Genomic DNA, 15,115 nt, shown 5'->3' on the forward strand with positions numbered 1-15,115 from the left:
GGACCGGCACCACTACGCTTCCCACTACCGCCTGGCGGGTGGTTGGCGGGGTGAGCCGGTTCATGCCTCGGGGCCGGTTCATGAGAACCGGCCCCGAGCCATGCGTTATTGCTATGCCTTCGCAGCGCGGTGACGGCCGCGGCCCGCGAGGACCACGCCGGCACCGAGAGCCAGGAGACCGGCACCGATGCCCCCGGCGATTTTCATGCTGTCGTCGGTGCCCGTGTAAGCAAGCTGCTGTGTGCTGTAAGTGGCATTGTCGTCATCGTCGGTCACGAGAACTCCACCGTTGGCGGTGTTGTTGTTTCCTGTGCTCTCGTCAGTCCGGTTGCCGTCGGTATCGAGCTCACAGCCGATACCGTCGCTGTCCCGGTCGAGACCGGCACGGAAGCCCTCTTCACCCAGGAGGATGGAGCGGCCCAGTACGTCCCGAACCTCGGCGCAGTTCTCGTAATAGACACCGACCGTTGCATGGTCGAGCACCGGGAGAACGTTGTCGGGGGTGTCCACGATGACGACCGGCGTAACGGGCACTTCCACGGTCACGGGGACCTCAACCTTGACGGGCACGACGACAGGAGCCTCGTCCACGGGGGTTTCGTCTGCGGGGACCTCTACTGGAACCTCTTCGACAGGGGTCTTCACGGGGACCTCTTTGACAGGGGTCTCTACGGGAAGCTCGGGAGTAGGCCCCGCGGGGTTTCCGGGAGTCTCGGGGGTTTCCGGGGTGGGAACCTCGGGAACCTCGGGAACCTCGGGAAGCTCGGGAGATGGCCCCGCGGGGTTTCCGGGAGTCTCGGGGGTTTCCGGGGTGGGAACCTCGGGAACCTCGGGAACCTCAGGTACCTCGGGGATTGGAACGACGACGACAGGCGCGGGAATCAACGTGTAGGAGTAGTGGGAGATGTCCTTCCCGCTGGTGTGACTGAAGGTCACCTCCGTCTGGGGGGGAGACAGGACGACGTTCTCTGGACCGTTCTGTTGCTTGGCGGAACCGGCTTTGACGCAGTAGCTCGCAATGAGCTGTCCCTGCGGGGCAGTGATGGTGACTGCCTTGAGTCCTGACTCGGTAACGTCCAGCTTCCCGCTCGTACCTTCGCCACACACCTGTTCCACAGGTTCGGCCACCTGGTCTGTTGCGAACGCAGGGGCGACGGAGAATGTGCTGAGACCGGCAGTGACGGCGAGGGCGAGCAGCCCTGAGCGCTTGTTCATATTTACCTGTTGTTTCTCTTGTGTGTTTTGGGCATGGACTGGCGCGAGGGTTGCGCCCCATCACTGGCAATCCAGCGGCGCTCCATGAAGCGTGGTTTGAAGCCGACTTTTGACCTGTCCAGTCGTTTCCGGACTTCCAGGTCACCCAGTGCCACGGTCAGAAGCTGCGAATGCTGCAACACCTTCTAATCGAATGCAAAAGGCGCGGTCCCCTCGCGCGTCGTGCTCACTCGTACAACACTCAATCTATGAACTCGGGAAGGAGTAAACACGAGTGGCACCTACGCCTTAATCGCCGGGCTTCCAATCAAGAACAGGCAGTTACTACCAGTCAACAGGCTGCTGACTACTCGGAAATCGAGGGAAAACTACTTGCCCAGGCGCACTACTCCTTCGGGTGACAACCACCTGGGAAATCGGTGGAACCTTGTTGCGACGCTGTGGGTTGTGTCGGCGACTTTTCGTCTCCGTCATGGGTTATTTCCACTACCGGGACATATTTATTCAAGCGAGAGAAAGGCCCTGCCCTGATTGGGTGGATACGAACTAAGCCGCGAGTTTGGCTTCAGCGGTGCGGACCAGAGTTTCCCGGCGCTGCAACAGCCGTAACGGGGAATCTTGATATTGGCGCGGTTCTTGGCTGTCGTGACCGGTTCGCGTCGGAGGCCTCTACGAGCGCCTGATGACGCTCCAGCCGGCAGCACACCGCGCCGCGACCGCAGCCATCAAGGCTCACCGCCCGGAGCTTCCCTCGGGCTGGACCCTGGCGAACTCGGACATCCAGTCCATCGATGGAGGTCGTGGCACGGCCGATCAGGTGCGCCGGGGCGTCAACGAACGCTTCCTCGAGGCGTCCCGCGACGACGACTTCGTGGGCATCCAGACCTACGGCCGCACCGTCTACGGCCGAACGGCCTGGCGCCGGCCCTGGAAGGCGCGGCGACCAACCAGATGGGCGAGGAGAACGGCCTCGCCACTGAGGACGAAGTACAGCGTGTGGACTATCTCCGGGCCGCGGTGGACAGCGTTGCGTCCTGCCTCGCGGACGGCATGGATGTCTGCGGCTACATCGTTTGGCCGGCCTTCGACAACTATGAATGGGTGTTCGGCTACGGGCCGAAGTTCGTCTCATCGCGGTGGACCGGAACACCCAGGAGCGGACCACCCAAGGACAGTGCGCGCCGGCCGGGTCATCAGCCGCAGGAACACGCTCCGCAGGTCGGCGCGGACACCCCGTCCGACGTCGTTCAGCCGGCCTGACACCGCCGTGAACCCCGGCACCGCCGAAACGGGCGCCGCGCCCGTTCATCGCCGGCGCGCTGGTCGCCCATGGCGCGGTCCGCCACTGCGATCGGGGCCGAGGACCTGCCCGATGGCCAGACTTCACCTGCAGTATCAAGGCTGCGGGGGTTCCGATCCCCCGCATTCCTGAAGAATGGAAACACCTGATGACAGCAGTGAGCAATCGCCGTGCCACCGGAGTGCTGACGTCGCTTGCAGTTCTGACGTCGTAATGTTGCAACCTCTCGACAAGCACCTTCCGCGAGCCCGGATCAGTTGCTCATCCGAGGGCGTCGATGACCTCCGCTCCCGATCCATGCGAGCAGCGGACGTGATGCGCAACGGCATGGGTAGTTGGCCGTTCATCGCTGTTCTGGTGTCGATGGGCTGCAGGGGGCGATCCTGCTCATCGCAGCCAAAGGGCAGGACGTGATCAGTGTTGCCGTGGCGCTGCACGATTTCGAGACCGATACTTCGGCCACGCAGGAGATCGACCGCCCGATCCAGCTCACCGAGCAGCAGCTCGCCATCATCGTGGAACTCCAGCTGCACCTTTTGAGCGGCCAGGTCGACGGCGAATGCGACCACGGGGTGCCGTCATGCAGCCCTCTAGAGGCCTCAGGGCCTCCGGCCGATGGGCATACGGATCGCGAACAGTACGAGGCGCGCGGCAGGAGGGATCCGTGTCGCGAATCCTCGCCTGCACCTGTTGTGCAGCGGGAAGCTCCTCAGTTACTGATCGAGGGCTTCAAGGTGGGGGTCCAACCCGAGGGCAGGTGCACTCCGACGTGTGATGTCTTCTTGCCAGTCATGGGTGCGGGGAGCATTGCTTCGCTTCCCCTTGAGGAAGTCCATCTCCTCCGCGGACAGCCAGTGCTCGCCATGCTCGTCGAGGCATAGGACCTCGCCTGTACCTGCTTCGACCCGGTTGACGTAGGTGCGTGGCAGCACCATCGTCCCTGGGTTGTCCAGTAGCCACTGCTGGACGGTGGTATCAAGCGTGGACCACAAAGCACTGATGCTGGTCATTGGGTGCGTCTTTCTGATCGGGGACCTTATCGGCCGCCGCTACGGTACGGCGCACACCTCAGGTCCTCAGGCAATACAAACCGGTTGCAATGCGGGGTACTAGGGCACAACGTCCCGACTCTTCGAGCTGCTGAGGAGGCATAGGGGCGGCGAGCGCCCTGTGTGTGAGGGCACCCCGGATCAAGTCGGTGATGAGCGTGACGGCGAGGATGACGCCCGGGGTGCCGACTGGTGGTTCCTGGCTTCGCTAGAGGAGCCACGGCCTCCGGTGCACGATCGGCAGTTTCCTCCACGGCCTGCCGGCGCCCCAGGTGTCGCCGGCGGACGATGCAGCGAGGAGGACCAGAGTCAGCGCGTAGATGATGTGGTAATCCACGAGCGGGTTCGTCGACGTCGTGTTCGCAGCGAAGGGCCATTCCGCGAGATACATCATCACCATGAGAAAGCTGCCGACGACGGCGCTGACGCGCAATCCGATGCCGAGCATCACCGCCATCCCGATGCCGAGCATGCCCAGCTGGAAAAGGATGTCGGAGGCAGGACTGGCGATCAGAGTGAACAGGCCCTTCAGTGGACCGGTGACCCCGTCACTGAGCAGAAACCCCTGGCTGGGTGTTCCGCCGGCAACCCATGCGCGGTCGGCAGGAGTCGAGAACCCCAGACCGAACGTCTTGTCCAGAAAGGCCCACAGGAAGATGAAGCCGGTTGCCAGTCGCAGGAGTGCCAGGATGTGCAGTCCCTTGCCGCGGGACGCCTTATCCTCCCCTTGAGTGTGGGCGACCCTCAAGGGCGGGGTGGATTCTGTGAGGACCGTGCGCTCCGGTGTTCCAGAGGGCGCACGGCGGGTGAAGTAGGTCCTGATCGTCATGGGAATCCTTGAGGTAATCGAGATGGATGGGGCTTCGACCGGCGTCGCCTGCTGCGGGTGAAACAGGCAGAGGCGAAGGTCGCGGCCGCGGAGAAAGCGGATTCTCATCGGCGCGCCAACTGGCATGAGCAGGAGACGCACCGCGTTGGAGTCCCCGCTGAAGGTATCGGTACGCGACTACAAGGCGGCGAGAACCGGGTCGGCTGACTGGAATTCGGCGAGCCAGAGATCCGGTCCGAAGACTTCGTAGCGAATGTCCCGTGCGGTAACTCCTCGCAGGATCAGCGCGCTGCGCACCATCTGCATGAAGGCGAGCGGCCCGCACAGGTAGTACTCGGCATCGGCGGGAAGTTCGAGCAGGGACAGGTCCATGAACCCGGTGAACTGCCGGCCTGATCCGGCGTTCTGAGCTGTGTCGGGCGATGGTGGCTGTGACGGTTCCATGAACCAGGTGGTCAGTGTTGCTCCCGGCAGCCGCGCGAGGTCTGCGCGTACCTGGCTCTGTAGCGCGAAGGTGTCGGACGATTCGTCAGCATGTAGAAGCGCCACCATGCGGGTGGAGGAAGACCGAGCGAGGTGGGAGAGCATCCCTGCCATGGGCGTGATACCGATGCCGGCGGTCGCGAAAACGATCGGCCGAGTGCCGGGGGCGAGGACCACGTCACCGAAAGGAGCCGAGAGCACGACCTCGTCGCCGACGTCCGTGCTCGAGTGCAGGAGGTTGGAAACTTCGCCGTCGGGGGTCGGCGACCCGTGTAGGCGCTTGACGGAGAACCGGCGGTGCTGTCCGTCGTCGGCTTGGGTGAGGCTGTACTGGCGTGGCTGGTGCACGCCGTCGGGCATGAGCGCCTTGAGCGTCACGTACTGCCCGGGCAGGGATCGCTTCCCGCTTCGATCGTTCGTACTCTCCACGACGAAGGTCACGACGTCTTCCGTCTCCCGAATCTTCTCGGTGACCCGCCATGTGTCCCACACCGTCTCGGGGCTCAGGTCCGCGGCCGCGTACATGGTCCGTTCCTGATTCCTGAGCATGTTGGCCATCAGCCAGTACACCTCGTCCCACGCCGAGGCGATCTCCGGGGTGACTGCATCCCCGAGGACGTCGCCGATGGCCCACATCAGGTGATCGTGGACGATCTGGTAATGATCAGGACGTAAGCCCAAGGACACATGCTTGTGGGAGATCCGCGACATCAGGTGCTCGGGTAGTTCACCGGGACTGTTCACCAGGAGGCCCGCGAATGCTGCAACCGATCCAGCCAGGGCCTGCTGCTGCCGTCCGTCTGCCTGGTTCCCACGATTGAACAGACCATCCAGAAGGTCTGGCCTCTCCTCGAACATGTGCGCGTAGAAGCGCTTGGCGATCTCGCCGATGTTCGCGCCGACGACCGGCAACGTGGCTTCGACGATGGGACGGGATGTATCGGAAAGCATTGTGGAATCCTGACGGTGGGAGCGGGGTTTCTGAGCGTGGTGATGGAAGGAGAACGACCGAATCGTCGGGGCGCCCAGCGTGTGTCCGGTTCGGCACGAGGATCAGGTCCTCGGTGATCGCTGCAGCGCCTCGTCGCCGGCGGTCAGTGAACGCGTCCCTGAAGGGCCGGCGCCGTTCCGCAGTTTCCTGGTCCCACGAAAAACGGTGTGGGCTGTGGCGCGTGCAGGGCAAGCATCAGTTGTCCGGCACAGGAGAGCCGGCAGTGATGCTTCCCTCAGCACGTGCCGTCGGGCATCGTGTCGTGTCCTAACGGACGACGATGACATTCCCCTGGGCGTGGTGAAGCACTGCATGGACCGCTGATCCGAGGCGGGCGCCCAGCGTGTTGTTGCCCTTGGCGCCGAGGACGACACAGACAGCCCTATTCGCGTGGTGCACAATGACTCCGGGTACTGAAGGTTCCGCGAACGAGTCCTCGATGATGGTCAGCTCGGTATCCGCAGGCAGGAGGTTCAGGGCCTGCTGGACGACGGGATCGTGCTCAGGGTCCGGCAGCCGCGTCAGCGCGTGCCGGCTGTAGGGCCTGACGTGCAGGACACGCAATGACGCGTGCAGGGTCTTCGCGAGATCCGCAGCTGCAATGACCGCGCGATCGCTCTCCGGTGATCCGTCGACCGCGACCAGCACGTCACCCTTTTCCGGTTGATCCTGGCGGATGACCGCGATGGGGCAGGAGGCGGTGGCGGCAAGGTGAAGGCTGACGGAGCCGACGAGCAGCCCCGCGAAACCGCCGAGTCCTCGAGTACCCGTGACGAGCAGGGAGGCCTCGGCGGAGAGTTTGGTGAGCACTTCCGAGGGAAAGCCGGTGATGAGCCGCACGCTCACGTTGATGTCGGGCGCGGCCTGCTTGGCAAGGTCGAGACCCTCGGCAGCTATCTTTTCCGCTGCCTTTCGCAGTCCGCTGTCCTTGACATCGGTCCTCGGGCCTAGGTCCTGCGTGAAGAACGGCCAGAGCCAGCAGTGCACGACGACGAGGGCTTGTCCGGTTGCTGCGGCGTGTCCAGCGGCCCAGAGAACTGCTCGTCGGGAACCGTCTGATGCGTCGTAACCTACGATGATCGGTTTGGTCAGCGTCACTGGCGTCCCGGCTGTCGGGCTTTCTGCCGCACTCATGCTGAAGCCCCGACCGGCCGCAGGGCGACAGTCTCACCCTCGCGGAGTTGCAGGGCGCCGTGGGACACGAGAACCGGACACTCGGCCCGTTCCGCTACCGCTGAACTGACGGATCCAAGCAGTAGCCCCCCGAAGCCGCCGTGGCCGCGGGAGCCGACGACGACCATGGAAGCATGCCGGCTTTCCTCGATAAGGACCTCGGCAGGCGCCCCCTTCAGGAGGTGGCGCACGATCTCGCATGGATAGGTGGAGGGGAACGCGTCGGCAAGGGCCCGATCCAACGCCTTCCCTCCAAGTTCTTCATAGTTCCAATCCACAGGGGTGTACAAGCCGAAGACGAGGGGGTACTGCCATGCCGCAACTGCATGGATGACGTCGCCCGCGAGCGGGACCAGGCTTGCGGCTAGTTGTAAGGCGGCTACCGACGAGGGCGAACCGTCGACGCCCACGACTATGACTCGAGGACGTGGAGTGGAGGGGCTTTCCATGATGGATCCTTAACTGGGGAATGAGTGCTCCATCCGATCGTCGCGGGTTGCAGGGCGGGCTGGTAGGGCCTTTCGTCCCGACATCAAAAGGGGACGTAAGGCCCTGCCGCGGCATGGCAGAACACGTCATGCTGATGGTTGGCGTCATCAGGCGTGCAACTCCACTGAGAAAGAAACAGGCGATGAGGATGATCGGCAGATGAAGGACGTAACGGTGTTCCTTCTCGATGACCATGAGCTGGTCCGTCGGGGTTTGCGGGAACTGCTGGAATCTGAGGGCTGCGTGATAGTCGGGGAATCCGGGTCGGCCGAGGAAGCGACCAGGCGTATACCGGCCCTGTCACCGGATATCTCGATCCTGGACGCACGTCTGCCGGACGGGACGGGAATCGAGGTGTGTCGGGACGTGCGCTCGATCGACCCGTCCCTGTCGTGCGTGATCCTCACGAGCTACGACGATGACCAGGCTGTGCGTGGCGCCGTACTGGCGGGGGCTTCCGGATACATCCTCAAGGAGATTCTCGGTTCCGACCTCGTCGGCAAAGCCCGCCGCGCTGCTGCCGGTGAGTCCTTGTTCGAGCCCGGGTTGAAGGAGCGCATCATCGCCGGGTTGCGCGAGGCACCCCAGGAGGACGTGCGCCTTGCCGGCCTGACTGCGCAGGAGAAAAAAGTCCTGGCTTTGATCGGGGGTGGGTTGACGAACCGGGAGATCGGCGCGGAATTGTTCCTGGCGGAAAAAACGGTCAAGAACTACGTCTCCTCGCTTCTGGCGAAGCTTGGTTTCCAACGCAGGACCCAGGCCGCCATCTACATCTCCAAACCGGCGGCGCCCCAGCCCTCCTAGTCGTCAGGGGTCAGGGGCACGGTGAGGAGGACGTCCGTTCCTTGACCGAGAGGGCTCGAGATCAAGATGGTTCCGCCGCAGAGTTCGGCGCGGCGCCGCATGTTCGCCAGCCCGCTTTCGGAAGTGGTCTGCTCGAACCCGCGCCCGTCGTCGCTGATTTTCAGCTCGAGGCGGTCCGGGAGGGCTTGCAGCGTCATCGTGATGCAGTGTGCGTCGGCATGGCGGAGCGCATTCGAGAGACTTTCCAGGAGCACAGCACGCACGTGGTCGGCCCACTCCGGGTCGATCACGGCGTCAAGCGGTCCCGAGAGATGTACGACGGGCTGGAGGTCCTGGCCCTCGAACGCGCTCGCCACCAGGGCAAAGATGCTGGAGGTGAAGCTCGGTGTGATTTGCGGGACCGAACGCAGCGAATAGATGGTGTCGCGCAGCTCCCTGATGGTTGCATCCAGTTCAGCGGTGACGGTGGTGATGCGTTCGAGGGGTTCTCGTGCCGACACGTACTTCCGGAGGCTTTGAATACTCAGCCCGGCGGCGAAGAGTCGCTGGATGACCAGATCGTGGAGGTCCCGCGCTATTCGATCGCGGTCACCGAAGACAGCCTCCTGCTCCCGCTGTCGGTGGACCCGCAGCAGTTCAAGGGCCAGGGACACATGGGAGGTGAAGGATCGCACCATCTCATGGTCGACGTCGGAGAACGGGGTAGACCTTTCCGACCGGCCGAAGAGGAGGAACTGCCGCTCGCCCGCGTCCGCCAGGCGGGTGCACAGGGCGGTGGAGATGGTGGCCGGCGGAGCGCCCGGAAGAAGGCGGTCGATGTCCTCCAGGGTCAGCAGCAGCGGCGAGGACTGTGCCGTCAGTCCTTCGAGTTGAGCGTTGTCGGCCCCTGACTGGCCGATGAACGCACCAGCGTTGACGCCGTCGCCGGCTTCGCAGATGAGGCCGCGCTGATGGCCGAAATCACGCAGGACGACGGTGAGATCGCTGTGGGATGCGTGCAGGGCGTGGTGCGCGATCAGTTCCAGGTCGTTGCGGGCGTCATCGCTTTGCTCGAGAAGCTCGCGGGCGGCGTTCAGGCCGCCTTCGAGCCAGCGGGTCCGGCGCGTCGATTCGTCGAAGAGCCGGGAATTCTCGATGGCGACGCCGGCCGCTGCAGCGAGGGCAACCAGTTGTTGCTCGTCCGTGGAGGTGAAGTCCTCTCCCCCGTTCTTCTCGGTGAGGTACAGGTTTCCGAACACCGTCCCGTGGATACGTATAGGAGCCCCGAGGAAGTTGGTCATCTGGGGATGATGCTTCGGAAAGCCCACAGCACGGTCATGCTGTCGCAGGTCATGAAGCCGGATGGGTTGCGGTTCCGTGATCAGGAGGCCCAGGACGCCTTCCCCCCGAGGCAGCGAGGCGATCTGTGCTATCTCGTCATCCTCGAGTCCCACGGTGATGAACTGGCTCAAGGTCTGATCCGGGCCGATGACTCCCAGGGCGCCGTAGCGTGCGTCGACCAGTTGGCAGGCGGCAAGTATGACCCGTTTGAGAACCGTGTCCAGGTCGATGTCATCGGCCATGGCGGCGAAAGCCGCGAGCAGGTTTCCAATACCTGTGGACGTTCCTGCGGCAAGATCTTCAGCCGTCATGCCCGGACGCGATCATTCGTTGATGTGACCACTCGACGCTCCAAAGTGTCGTGGCGGGTCTCGTCGTGCAGCCCCGCAGGTGGTTGGATCACTCGTCAGGACGAGCGATGGCGCACGCTGATTCAAACGTCAGAATAAGGCCCAAATGCCCTAGTCGCTTGAGCAGCACCTTCATAGTGTCATGGTATGAACGGCGAACCCACACCCACGAGAATCCTTCCGGCGAATGAGTGCTGGGCGCTCCTGCGATCCACGCCTTTCGGGCGGCTTGCTCTTTGCCATGATGGTCGGCCGGAGGTCTTCCCCATCAACTTCGTCGTCGACCATGGAACCGTCGTGTTCAGGACATCCGAGGGCACGAAATCCCATGCCGCCGAGAAGGCGCACGCTGCATTCGAAGTAGACGGCCAGTATCCGGAAGGGACAGGCGAACGGGGAGGCATGGTGTGGAGCGTTGTCGTGAAAGGGGATGTCGCGACTATCGCCACGACCTCCGAGCTCATGGCCACCGTTCAGTTGCCCCTTCACCCTTGGGAGAGCGGCAGTAAGGACCGGTTCATGCGACTGGTCCCCGAGACCATCACCGGTCGGGCATTTACGCGCACCAGGGCGAACGCACCTCTCGACACGGACGTCGGCGCATCATCCATGGCGTCGCCGGCATCGGATGAGTAGTCACCACGACCGCGTTCAGCGACTGATCCGAGCCACTCACTGATTCGGCGTTGCATCCCACCCTTCCAGAGGCGGTTATCGAGCCAATGGCGGTAGCTGTCCGGCTTGGGGCAAGGTGGTGACGAGTGTCGGGCAGGGAGGGCGCAGGAGCAGCGTGTGCGTGACCGAGCCGAGTGCCATGCCCGGCCTTGCGCCGTGCCCGTGACGGCCGATCACCAGAAGCTCCGCGTCACGGCTGTGCCGGATGAGGGCCCTGGTCGGTGTGCGGAGCATGTCCACGATCCAGCTCACCACGAGCGACGGGTAGCTGCTGCGGATCTTCAGGAGCAACGCAGAGGTATCGATAGCCTCTTCGTCAGATAGCGGTGCCTCAGGTTTTATCGCTGCGACTATGCGCAGCGCCGCTCCTAGTCGGTCGGCTTCAGCGGCTGCCCGCGCCACGGCTGCGTACGCCTCAGCAGACCCGTCAACACCGACGACCACGTGTCCTTGGACCGTGCCGTTTCGTTCGTTGCTCTCCCGATGCCCGGTGGGGATGATGAGGACCGGGGCCAGTGATCCCAAGGCGACTTCTACGGCAACGGAGCCCTGGAACACCCCAGTGACAGTGTTCACCCGGTCCGCGCCGACCACGAGCAGGGACGCGTCGCAGGATAGTCCCAGCAGCGCATGGACGACGTCACCGCAGTGCAGGTAGGTGCCCACTCGTAGCGTGGGAAACCGGGTGGACAGGCGGGCTGACTCGGCTTGCAGGAGCGTGCGGCCGGCGGTGACCACATCTGCGTAGCAGGTGCCGGGCGGCATCAGGTCGGCGCTTGGCACAGCGTGAACCAGTGTCAGCGGGGCATCGGTAGCCCGTGCACGACGGGCAGCCCATTCCAGGGATGGGTTCAGGGACAGAGGGCCTCGCACGGCGACGAGAATAGCCCGCCGATCAACGAGAGGCGGGGATACGGACTCCTGCGGATGTGCGGCCGTCAGCATGGAAAACACTGATTCCGGGGCCTGGACGATGCTGTCACCTTGGTGTGTCCTTTTCGTCGACGCGATCATACAGTGGTCTCTCGGGCCGATTCAGGGCCCGTTGCACTCCCCGCCCGGGAGTCCTGACGCTCATGCGCCCTGCGATTCATCGTTGTATCAACCATTGCTGCAAAGTTCGGTCCTGATCAGGGCCTTTGGACCCTGATCAGCCCAATGAATTCTTCATACCGTGGGAACCAGGAGTCGAACAGGCACCGATGAACGGTTGAAGACGGCAGACGCGCTGCCGCTCCAGCGAAACGCTCCCCTACATTCGCCGGTACCCTCATCCATTCTGGTGAGTGGTCCTCGCGACAAACGGAAAGAAGTCACGACCATGCCGACGACACCGAACCAGGACACCTACTGGGAATCCGCAGGCGCCTCGCGCGCTTCCCACGTCATCCCGACCTCAGAGTGCTGGGCGCTTGTGACGACACAATCCGCCGGTCGGCTCGGCTTCTTCCGCGAGGGGCTACTGGATATCTTTCCCGTGAACTACCTGGTCATCGACGAGCACCTGTACTTCCGTACATCGGTGGACGGCACCATCGCCACCAGCCACCTCGAACACGCGGCGTTCCAGATCGACCACGTGGACAAGGAAGCCCGAAGCGGCTGGACCATCCTCCTGAACGGTCCCGCGACCCGAGTGGAAGATCCCACCCTGCTGACGACCCTGTGGGGAAAAGCTGTCGACGAGCCATGGGCGCCGGGTCAGCGTGACCTGTTCTTCGATCTGGCACCCACCCTCGTGCGTGGCCGCCGTATCGGAGCAGCACACTAGTAGTGATGGCCTAGACGATGCCGGTAGTTCCCAGCACCGTACCGACGAAATAGGTGAAGGCCATGGCCAGCGCCCCACCGAGAATCAGGCGGGTCATCGCGCGGCGTGCCGAGCTGCCGCCGACGTTGGCACTGATCGCGCCGGTGATGGCCAGCGCGACGAGGACCGCCAAGAATGTCAGGGGAATTCGGATATCGGCAGGCAGGAGAAGGATCGCCAACAGGGGCAGGACAGCGCCGACCGCAAACGATGCTGCCGAGGCGAGTGCCGCATGCCAGGGGTTCGCCACCTCGAGCTCATCGAGGTTGAGCTCCGCGGCGAGGTGAGCTGCCAGAGCATCGTGTTCGGTCAGCTCGAGCGCCACCTGGCGGGCGGTAGCAGGGCTCAGCCCCTGCTTCTCGTACAGACCGGCAAGCTCGACCAACTCCCCGTCGGGATCCTCGCGTAGTTCCTGACGTTCCTTGTCGATCAGCGCTTCCTGGCTGTCCCGCTGGCTGCTCACCGAGACGTACTCGCCGAGCGCCATGGAGACCGATCCACCAACCACTGCCGCCACTCCTGCAACGAGGATGGGAGCGAGAGTGTTCGTCACCCCAGCGACACCGACAACCGTGGCGGCAGTCGAGACAATCCCGTCATTGGCCCCCAGGACTGCTGCACGAAGCCAGTTCAGCCGCGCCGCAACGCTACTCTCGTGCGGCTCGGTTTCTCGACCTGTCGTATCAGTCATATGAGTAGTACAACACCGGTGATAAAACCACGCCAGCTAGGCAAAGCGTCCCTCACGATTACATCGACATAGCCCCGCTGTGACCGGCGCTCGAGATGTGATGAGGTCTAGCCCCGAGCCGATCGAGGGCAGATGCTCAGCGGGAAGGTACCTCAGCGGGGCCCTCGAGCAGGGTGTTCTAAGGGGCTCCCAGAGACACGGACCCGAAGTAGGTTGCCTCGATGCGACCGTGATCGACGAAGGGCTCCCGAACGGCGACGTCATCGACGTACTTAGTCGGTTTCCTTCAAGCCGACGCGGAACTGGCTCACCATGTCGTGGTCCCCGTGCGGCAGGTGATGGCAATGCATCATGTAGGCACCCTGGTGAGGGGTGACGCTCATGAGAAGCCAAACAGTTCTCGATCTCCTAGAGCTTCACCGGATTGAGCGCAGGATCGGCGATGACTCTCTTGTAGTCGCTGGCGATGACGTCCTGCCAACTGTCCGACCGAAGGTTGCCGTGACAGTCGTGCCGGCACCTGGTGACGACCTGATGTCCAAATTGCCGCCGGCCTGCTCGATGGTGTCCCCGAGGATCCGCAGGCCGAAGTGGTCCTTCTGTCGCGACGTGTTGGTATTGAAGCCGAGGCCGTCGTCGAAGACCGTGATCTGGGTGTATCCGTTAGTCTGCTGAATTCGAATTCCCACCGACTGCGCGCAGGAATGCTTGGTGGCATTGACAAGTGCTTCGCGGACCACGCGAAAGACGAGAACTGCCCGTTCCCGATCAAGCACGAGATTTTCAGGGATATCCACCGAGAACCCGATGCGGCGCTCGACGAACGATGTCTCCATTCTCATGATGGAAGCCTTAAGACCGAGTTTTTCGAGATCGGGAGGATAGAGCTCACTTGTCATCGCTCGGAGCGTCCGAATATTCTCCTGCAGCATCGAGCGTGCCTTGATGAATACGGGCCGCTGCGAAAGGGGACCCCGCCGCTCCTCTGATTCCAATGCGTATGCCAGACCGGACAGATCCTGAATCACTTCGTCGTGGAGTTCGCACGCGATTTGGCAGCGCTCCTGGTCTGATGCTTCGATCGCACACCTCAGTAATGCGTTCCGTGTCGCCTGGTGAGCCTGAATCCTGCGTGCAAGACGTATGGCCGGGACGAGTTGCACCAGCTGCAGGACTGCCAAGGACAGCAGCATCGGCGCGATCATCCCCATCAGGACGGAGTGTTGTTCCCGCCGCACCGCTTCCCCGGAGGAGTACGTCTCGAAGATCATGGGAGCGCCGCCTTCTGAGGAGGAGCGAACGTAGACTTCAACGAGTTCGCCCGAGTCGGCCTCGAACTCATTCTCCTGATCAGTCTGCGATTCCAGGCTTACTGAAGCCGGCCCGCCTTGCAGGAGCAGACGTGCCCATTCCTCCTGTTCGAAATCCTGCCCGACGAGGGACTCGACGTCCGAGTAGACCACTCGGCCGTTTTCGTCCCAGACCTTGATCCTCGTCAGACCACCATCGGTCAACCACGGCGCGAGTTGCTGATCCATGAATTCCAGCGCTGAAGGTTCACGGGCGAGAAGCTGAGTTGTAATCAGCGGCCCAACAACGTTGTCGGCCAAACGCTGCGTAGAGTCTCTCGCATTCGTCAACGCGTGCCGTTCCGCTTCTGCGCGGATCCAGAACGCAACGGGAGTGGCAACCAGAACAAGGGCTATGAAACCGGCCGTCAGGAACCGGGTTACGGCTATCCTCACCTCCCGCCGCTCCGCAACTTCCGGGAGAGCCTTGGGCCTTTCCTTCTGTAGAGCGCGCATCATGATCGCCCGCGACTGTACTACGCGAATTCCGGTACGGAGGCCGCAGCGACGCCCAGCCTCGCGATGAGGGACGGATGCACAATCATGTTGCCCGAGTGGGCATGCCTGAGAGTGTCCAGGACAACTCC

General features: G+C 63.1%; 15 protein-coding genes. 5 read left to right on the forward strand and 10 right to left on the reverse strand.

Features of this window, described 5'->3' with window-relative positions; translation table 11 throughout:
• Positions 1–111: 111 nt before the first annotated feature.
• Positions 112–1,215 carry an excalibur calcium-binding domain-containing protein gene (locus D6T63_RS19040; protein WP_147394421.1) on the reverse strand — a complete coding sequence of 368 codons (1,104 nt, stop codon included), beginning with the start codon at positions 1,213–1,215 and terminating at the stop codon, positions 112–114.
• Between the two features lie 951 nt (positions 1,216–2,166).
• On the opposite strand from D6T63_RS19040, the gene D6T63_RS19905 reads away from it, so the two are divergent.
• Positions 2,167–2,475, forward strand: a complete 309-nt coding sequence (locus D6T63_RS19905) for a family 1 glycosylhydrolase (protein ID WP_235830835.1) — start codon at positions 2,167–2,169, stop codon at positions 2,473–2,475.
• Between the two features lie 375 nt (positions 2,476–2,850).
• Positions 2,851–3,396 (forward strand): hypothetical protein, encoded by a 546-nt coding sequence (locus D6T63_RS19390; RefSeq protein WP_182977092.1) that lies wholly within the window; start codon positions 2,851–2,853, stop codon positions 3,394–3,396.
• A gap of 376 nt (positions 3,397–3,772) precedes the next feature.
• On the opposite strand, the gene D6T63_RS17415 is transcribed toward D6T63_RS19390, so the two are convergent.
• From D6T63_RS17415 to D6T63_RS17430, 4 genes are all read right to left on the reverse strand, one after another.
• Positions 3,773–4,393, reverse strand: a complete 621-nt coding sequence (locus tag D6T63_RS17415) for a DoxX family protein (protein ID WP_220725969.1) — start codon at positions 4,391–4,393, stop codon at positions 3,773–3,775.
• A 177-nt stretch (positions 4,394–4,570) separates the two neighbouring features.
• Positions 4,571–5,827, reverse strand: coding sequence for a globin domain-containing protein (locus tag D6T63_RS17420; protein ID WP_120150434.1), 1,257 nt, complete (start codon positions 5,825–5,827; stop codon positions 4,571–4,573).
• 307 nt (positions 5,828–6,134) lie between these two features.
• Complete coding sequence (locus tag D6T63_RS17425) at positions 6,135–7,001, reverse strand: universal stress protein (RefSeq protein ID WP_120150436.1); 867 nt, start codon at positions 6,999–7,001, stop codon at positions 6,135–6,137.
• The gene (locus tag D6T63_RS17430) at positions 6,998–7,489 is read right to left on the reverse strand and encodes a universal stress protein (RefSeq protein ID WP_120150438.1); all 492 of its coding nucleotides are present in this window, start codon (positions 7,487–7,489) and stop codon (positions 6,998–7,000) included. The genes D6T63_RS17425 and D6T63_RS17430 overlap by 4 nt, the downstream gene beginning before the upstream one ends.
• Positions 7,490–7,688: 199 nt before the next feature.
• Between D6T63_RS17430 and D6T63_RS17435 the strand changes: the two genes are divergently transcribed.
• Entirely contained in the window at positions 7,689–8,333 is a 645-nt protein-coding gene (locus D6T63_RS17435; protein WP_120150440.1) for a response regulator, read from the forward strand.
• On the opposite strand, the gene D6T63_RS17440 is transcribed toward D6T63_RS17435, so the two are convergent.
• Positions 8,330–9,964 (reverse strand): GAF domain-containing sensor histidine kinase, encoded by a 1,635-nt coding sequence (locus D6T63_RS17440; protein WP_120150442.1) that lies wholly within the window; start codon positions 9,962–9,964, stop codon positions 8,330–8,332. The two genes, D6T63_RS17435 and D6T63_RS17440, sit on opposite strands and share 4 nt — an antisense overlap.
• Before the next feature lie 186 nt (positions 9,965–10,150).
• On the opposite strand from D6T63_RS17440, the gene D6T63_RS17445 reads away from it, so the two are divergent.
• Positions 10,151–10,639: a pyridoxamine 5'-phosphate oxidase family protein gene (locus D6T63_RS17445; RefSeq protein ID WP_120150443.1), complete on the forward strand. Its 489-nt coding sequence runs from the start codon at positions 10,151–10,153 to the stop codon at positions 10,637–10,639.
• A 75-nt stretch (positions 10,640–10,714) separates the two neighbouring features.
• Here D6T63_RS17445 and D6T63_RS17450 read toward each other — a convergent pair whose 3' ends face one another.
• Positions 10,715–11,692, reverse strand: a complete 978-nt coding sequence (locus D6T63_RS17450; protein WP_120150445.1) for a universal stress protein — start codon at positions 11,690–11,692, stop codon at positions 10,715–10,717.
• Positions 11,693–11,999: 307 nt separating this feature from the next.
• Between D6T63_RS17450 and D6T63_RS17455 the strand changes: the two genes are divergently transcribed.
• Complete coding sequence (locus D6T63_RS17455) at positions 12,000–12,449, forward strand: pyridoxamine 5'-phosphate oxidase family protein (protein WP_120150447.1); 450 nt, start codon at positions 12,000–12,002, stop codon at positions 12,447–12,449.
• Positions 12,450–12,459: 10 nt separating this feature from the next.
• Here D6T63_RS17455 and D6T63_RS17460 read toward each other — a convergent pair whose 3' ends face one another.
• The 3 genes from D6T63_RS17460 to D6T63_RS17470 all read right to left on the reverse strand — a co-directional run bounded on the left by D6T63_RS17460 (position 12,460) and on the right by D6T63_RS17470 (position 14,987).
• Positions 12,460–13,179, reverse strand: coding sequence for a VIT1/CCC1 transporter family protein (locus D6T63_RS17460; RefSeq protein WP_120150449.1), 720 nt, complete (start codon positions 13,177–13,179; stop codon positions 12,460–12,462).
• A 272-nt stretch (positions 13,180–13,451) separates the two neighbouring features.
• The gene (locus tag D6T63_RS19910; protein ID WP_328588688.1) at positions 13,452–13,562 is read right to left on the reverse strand and encodes a multicopper oxidase domain-containing protein; all 111 of its coding nucleotides are present in this window, start codon (positions 13,560–13,562) and stop codon (positions 13,452–13,454) included.
• A gap of 33 nt (positions 13,563–13,595) precedes the next feature.
• Positions 13,596–14,987 (reverse strand): sensor histidine kinase, encoded by a 1,392-nt coding sequence (locus D6T63_RS17470; protein ID WP_120150451.1) that lies wholly within the window; start codon positions 14,985–14,987, stop codon positions 13,596–13,598.
• Positions 14,988–15,115 lie beyond the last annotated feature (128 nt).

It is taken from the genome of Arthrobacter cheniae (assembly GCF_003602275.1).
Taxonomy (GTDB): domain Bacteria; phylum Actinomycetota; class Actinomycetes; order Actinomycetales; family Micrococcaceae; genus Arthrobacter_D; species Arthrobacter_D cheniae.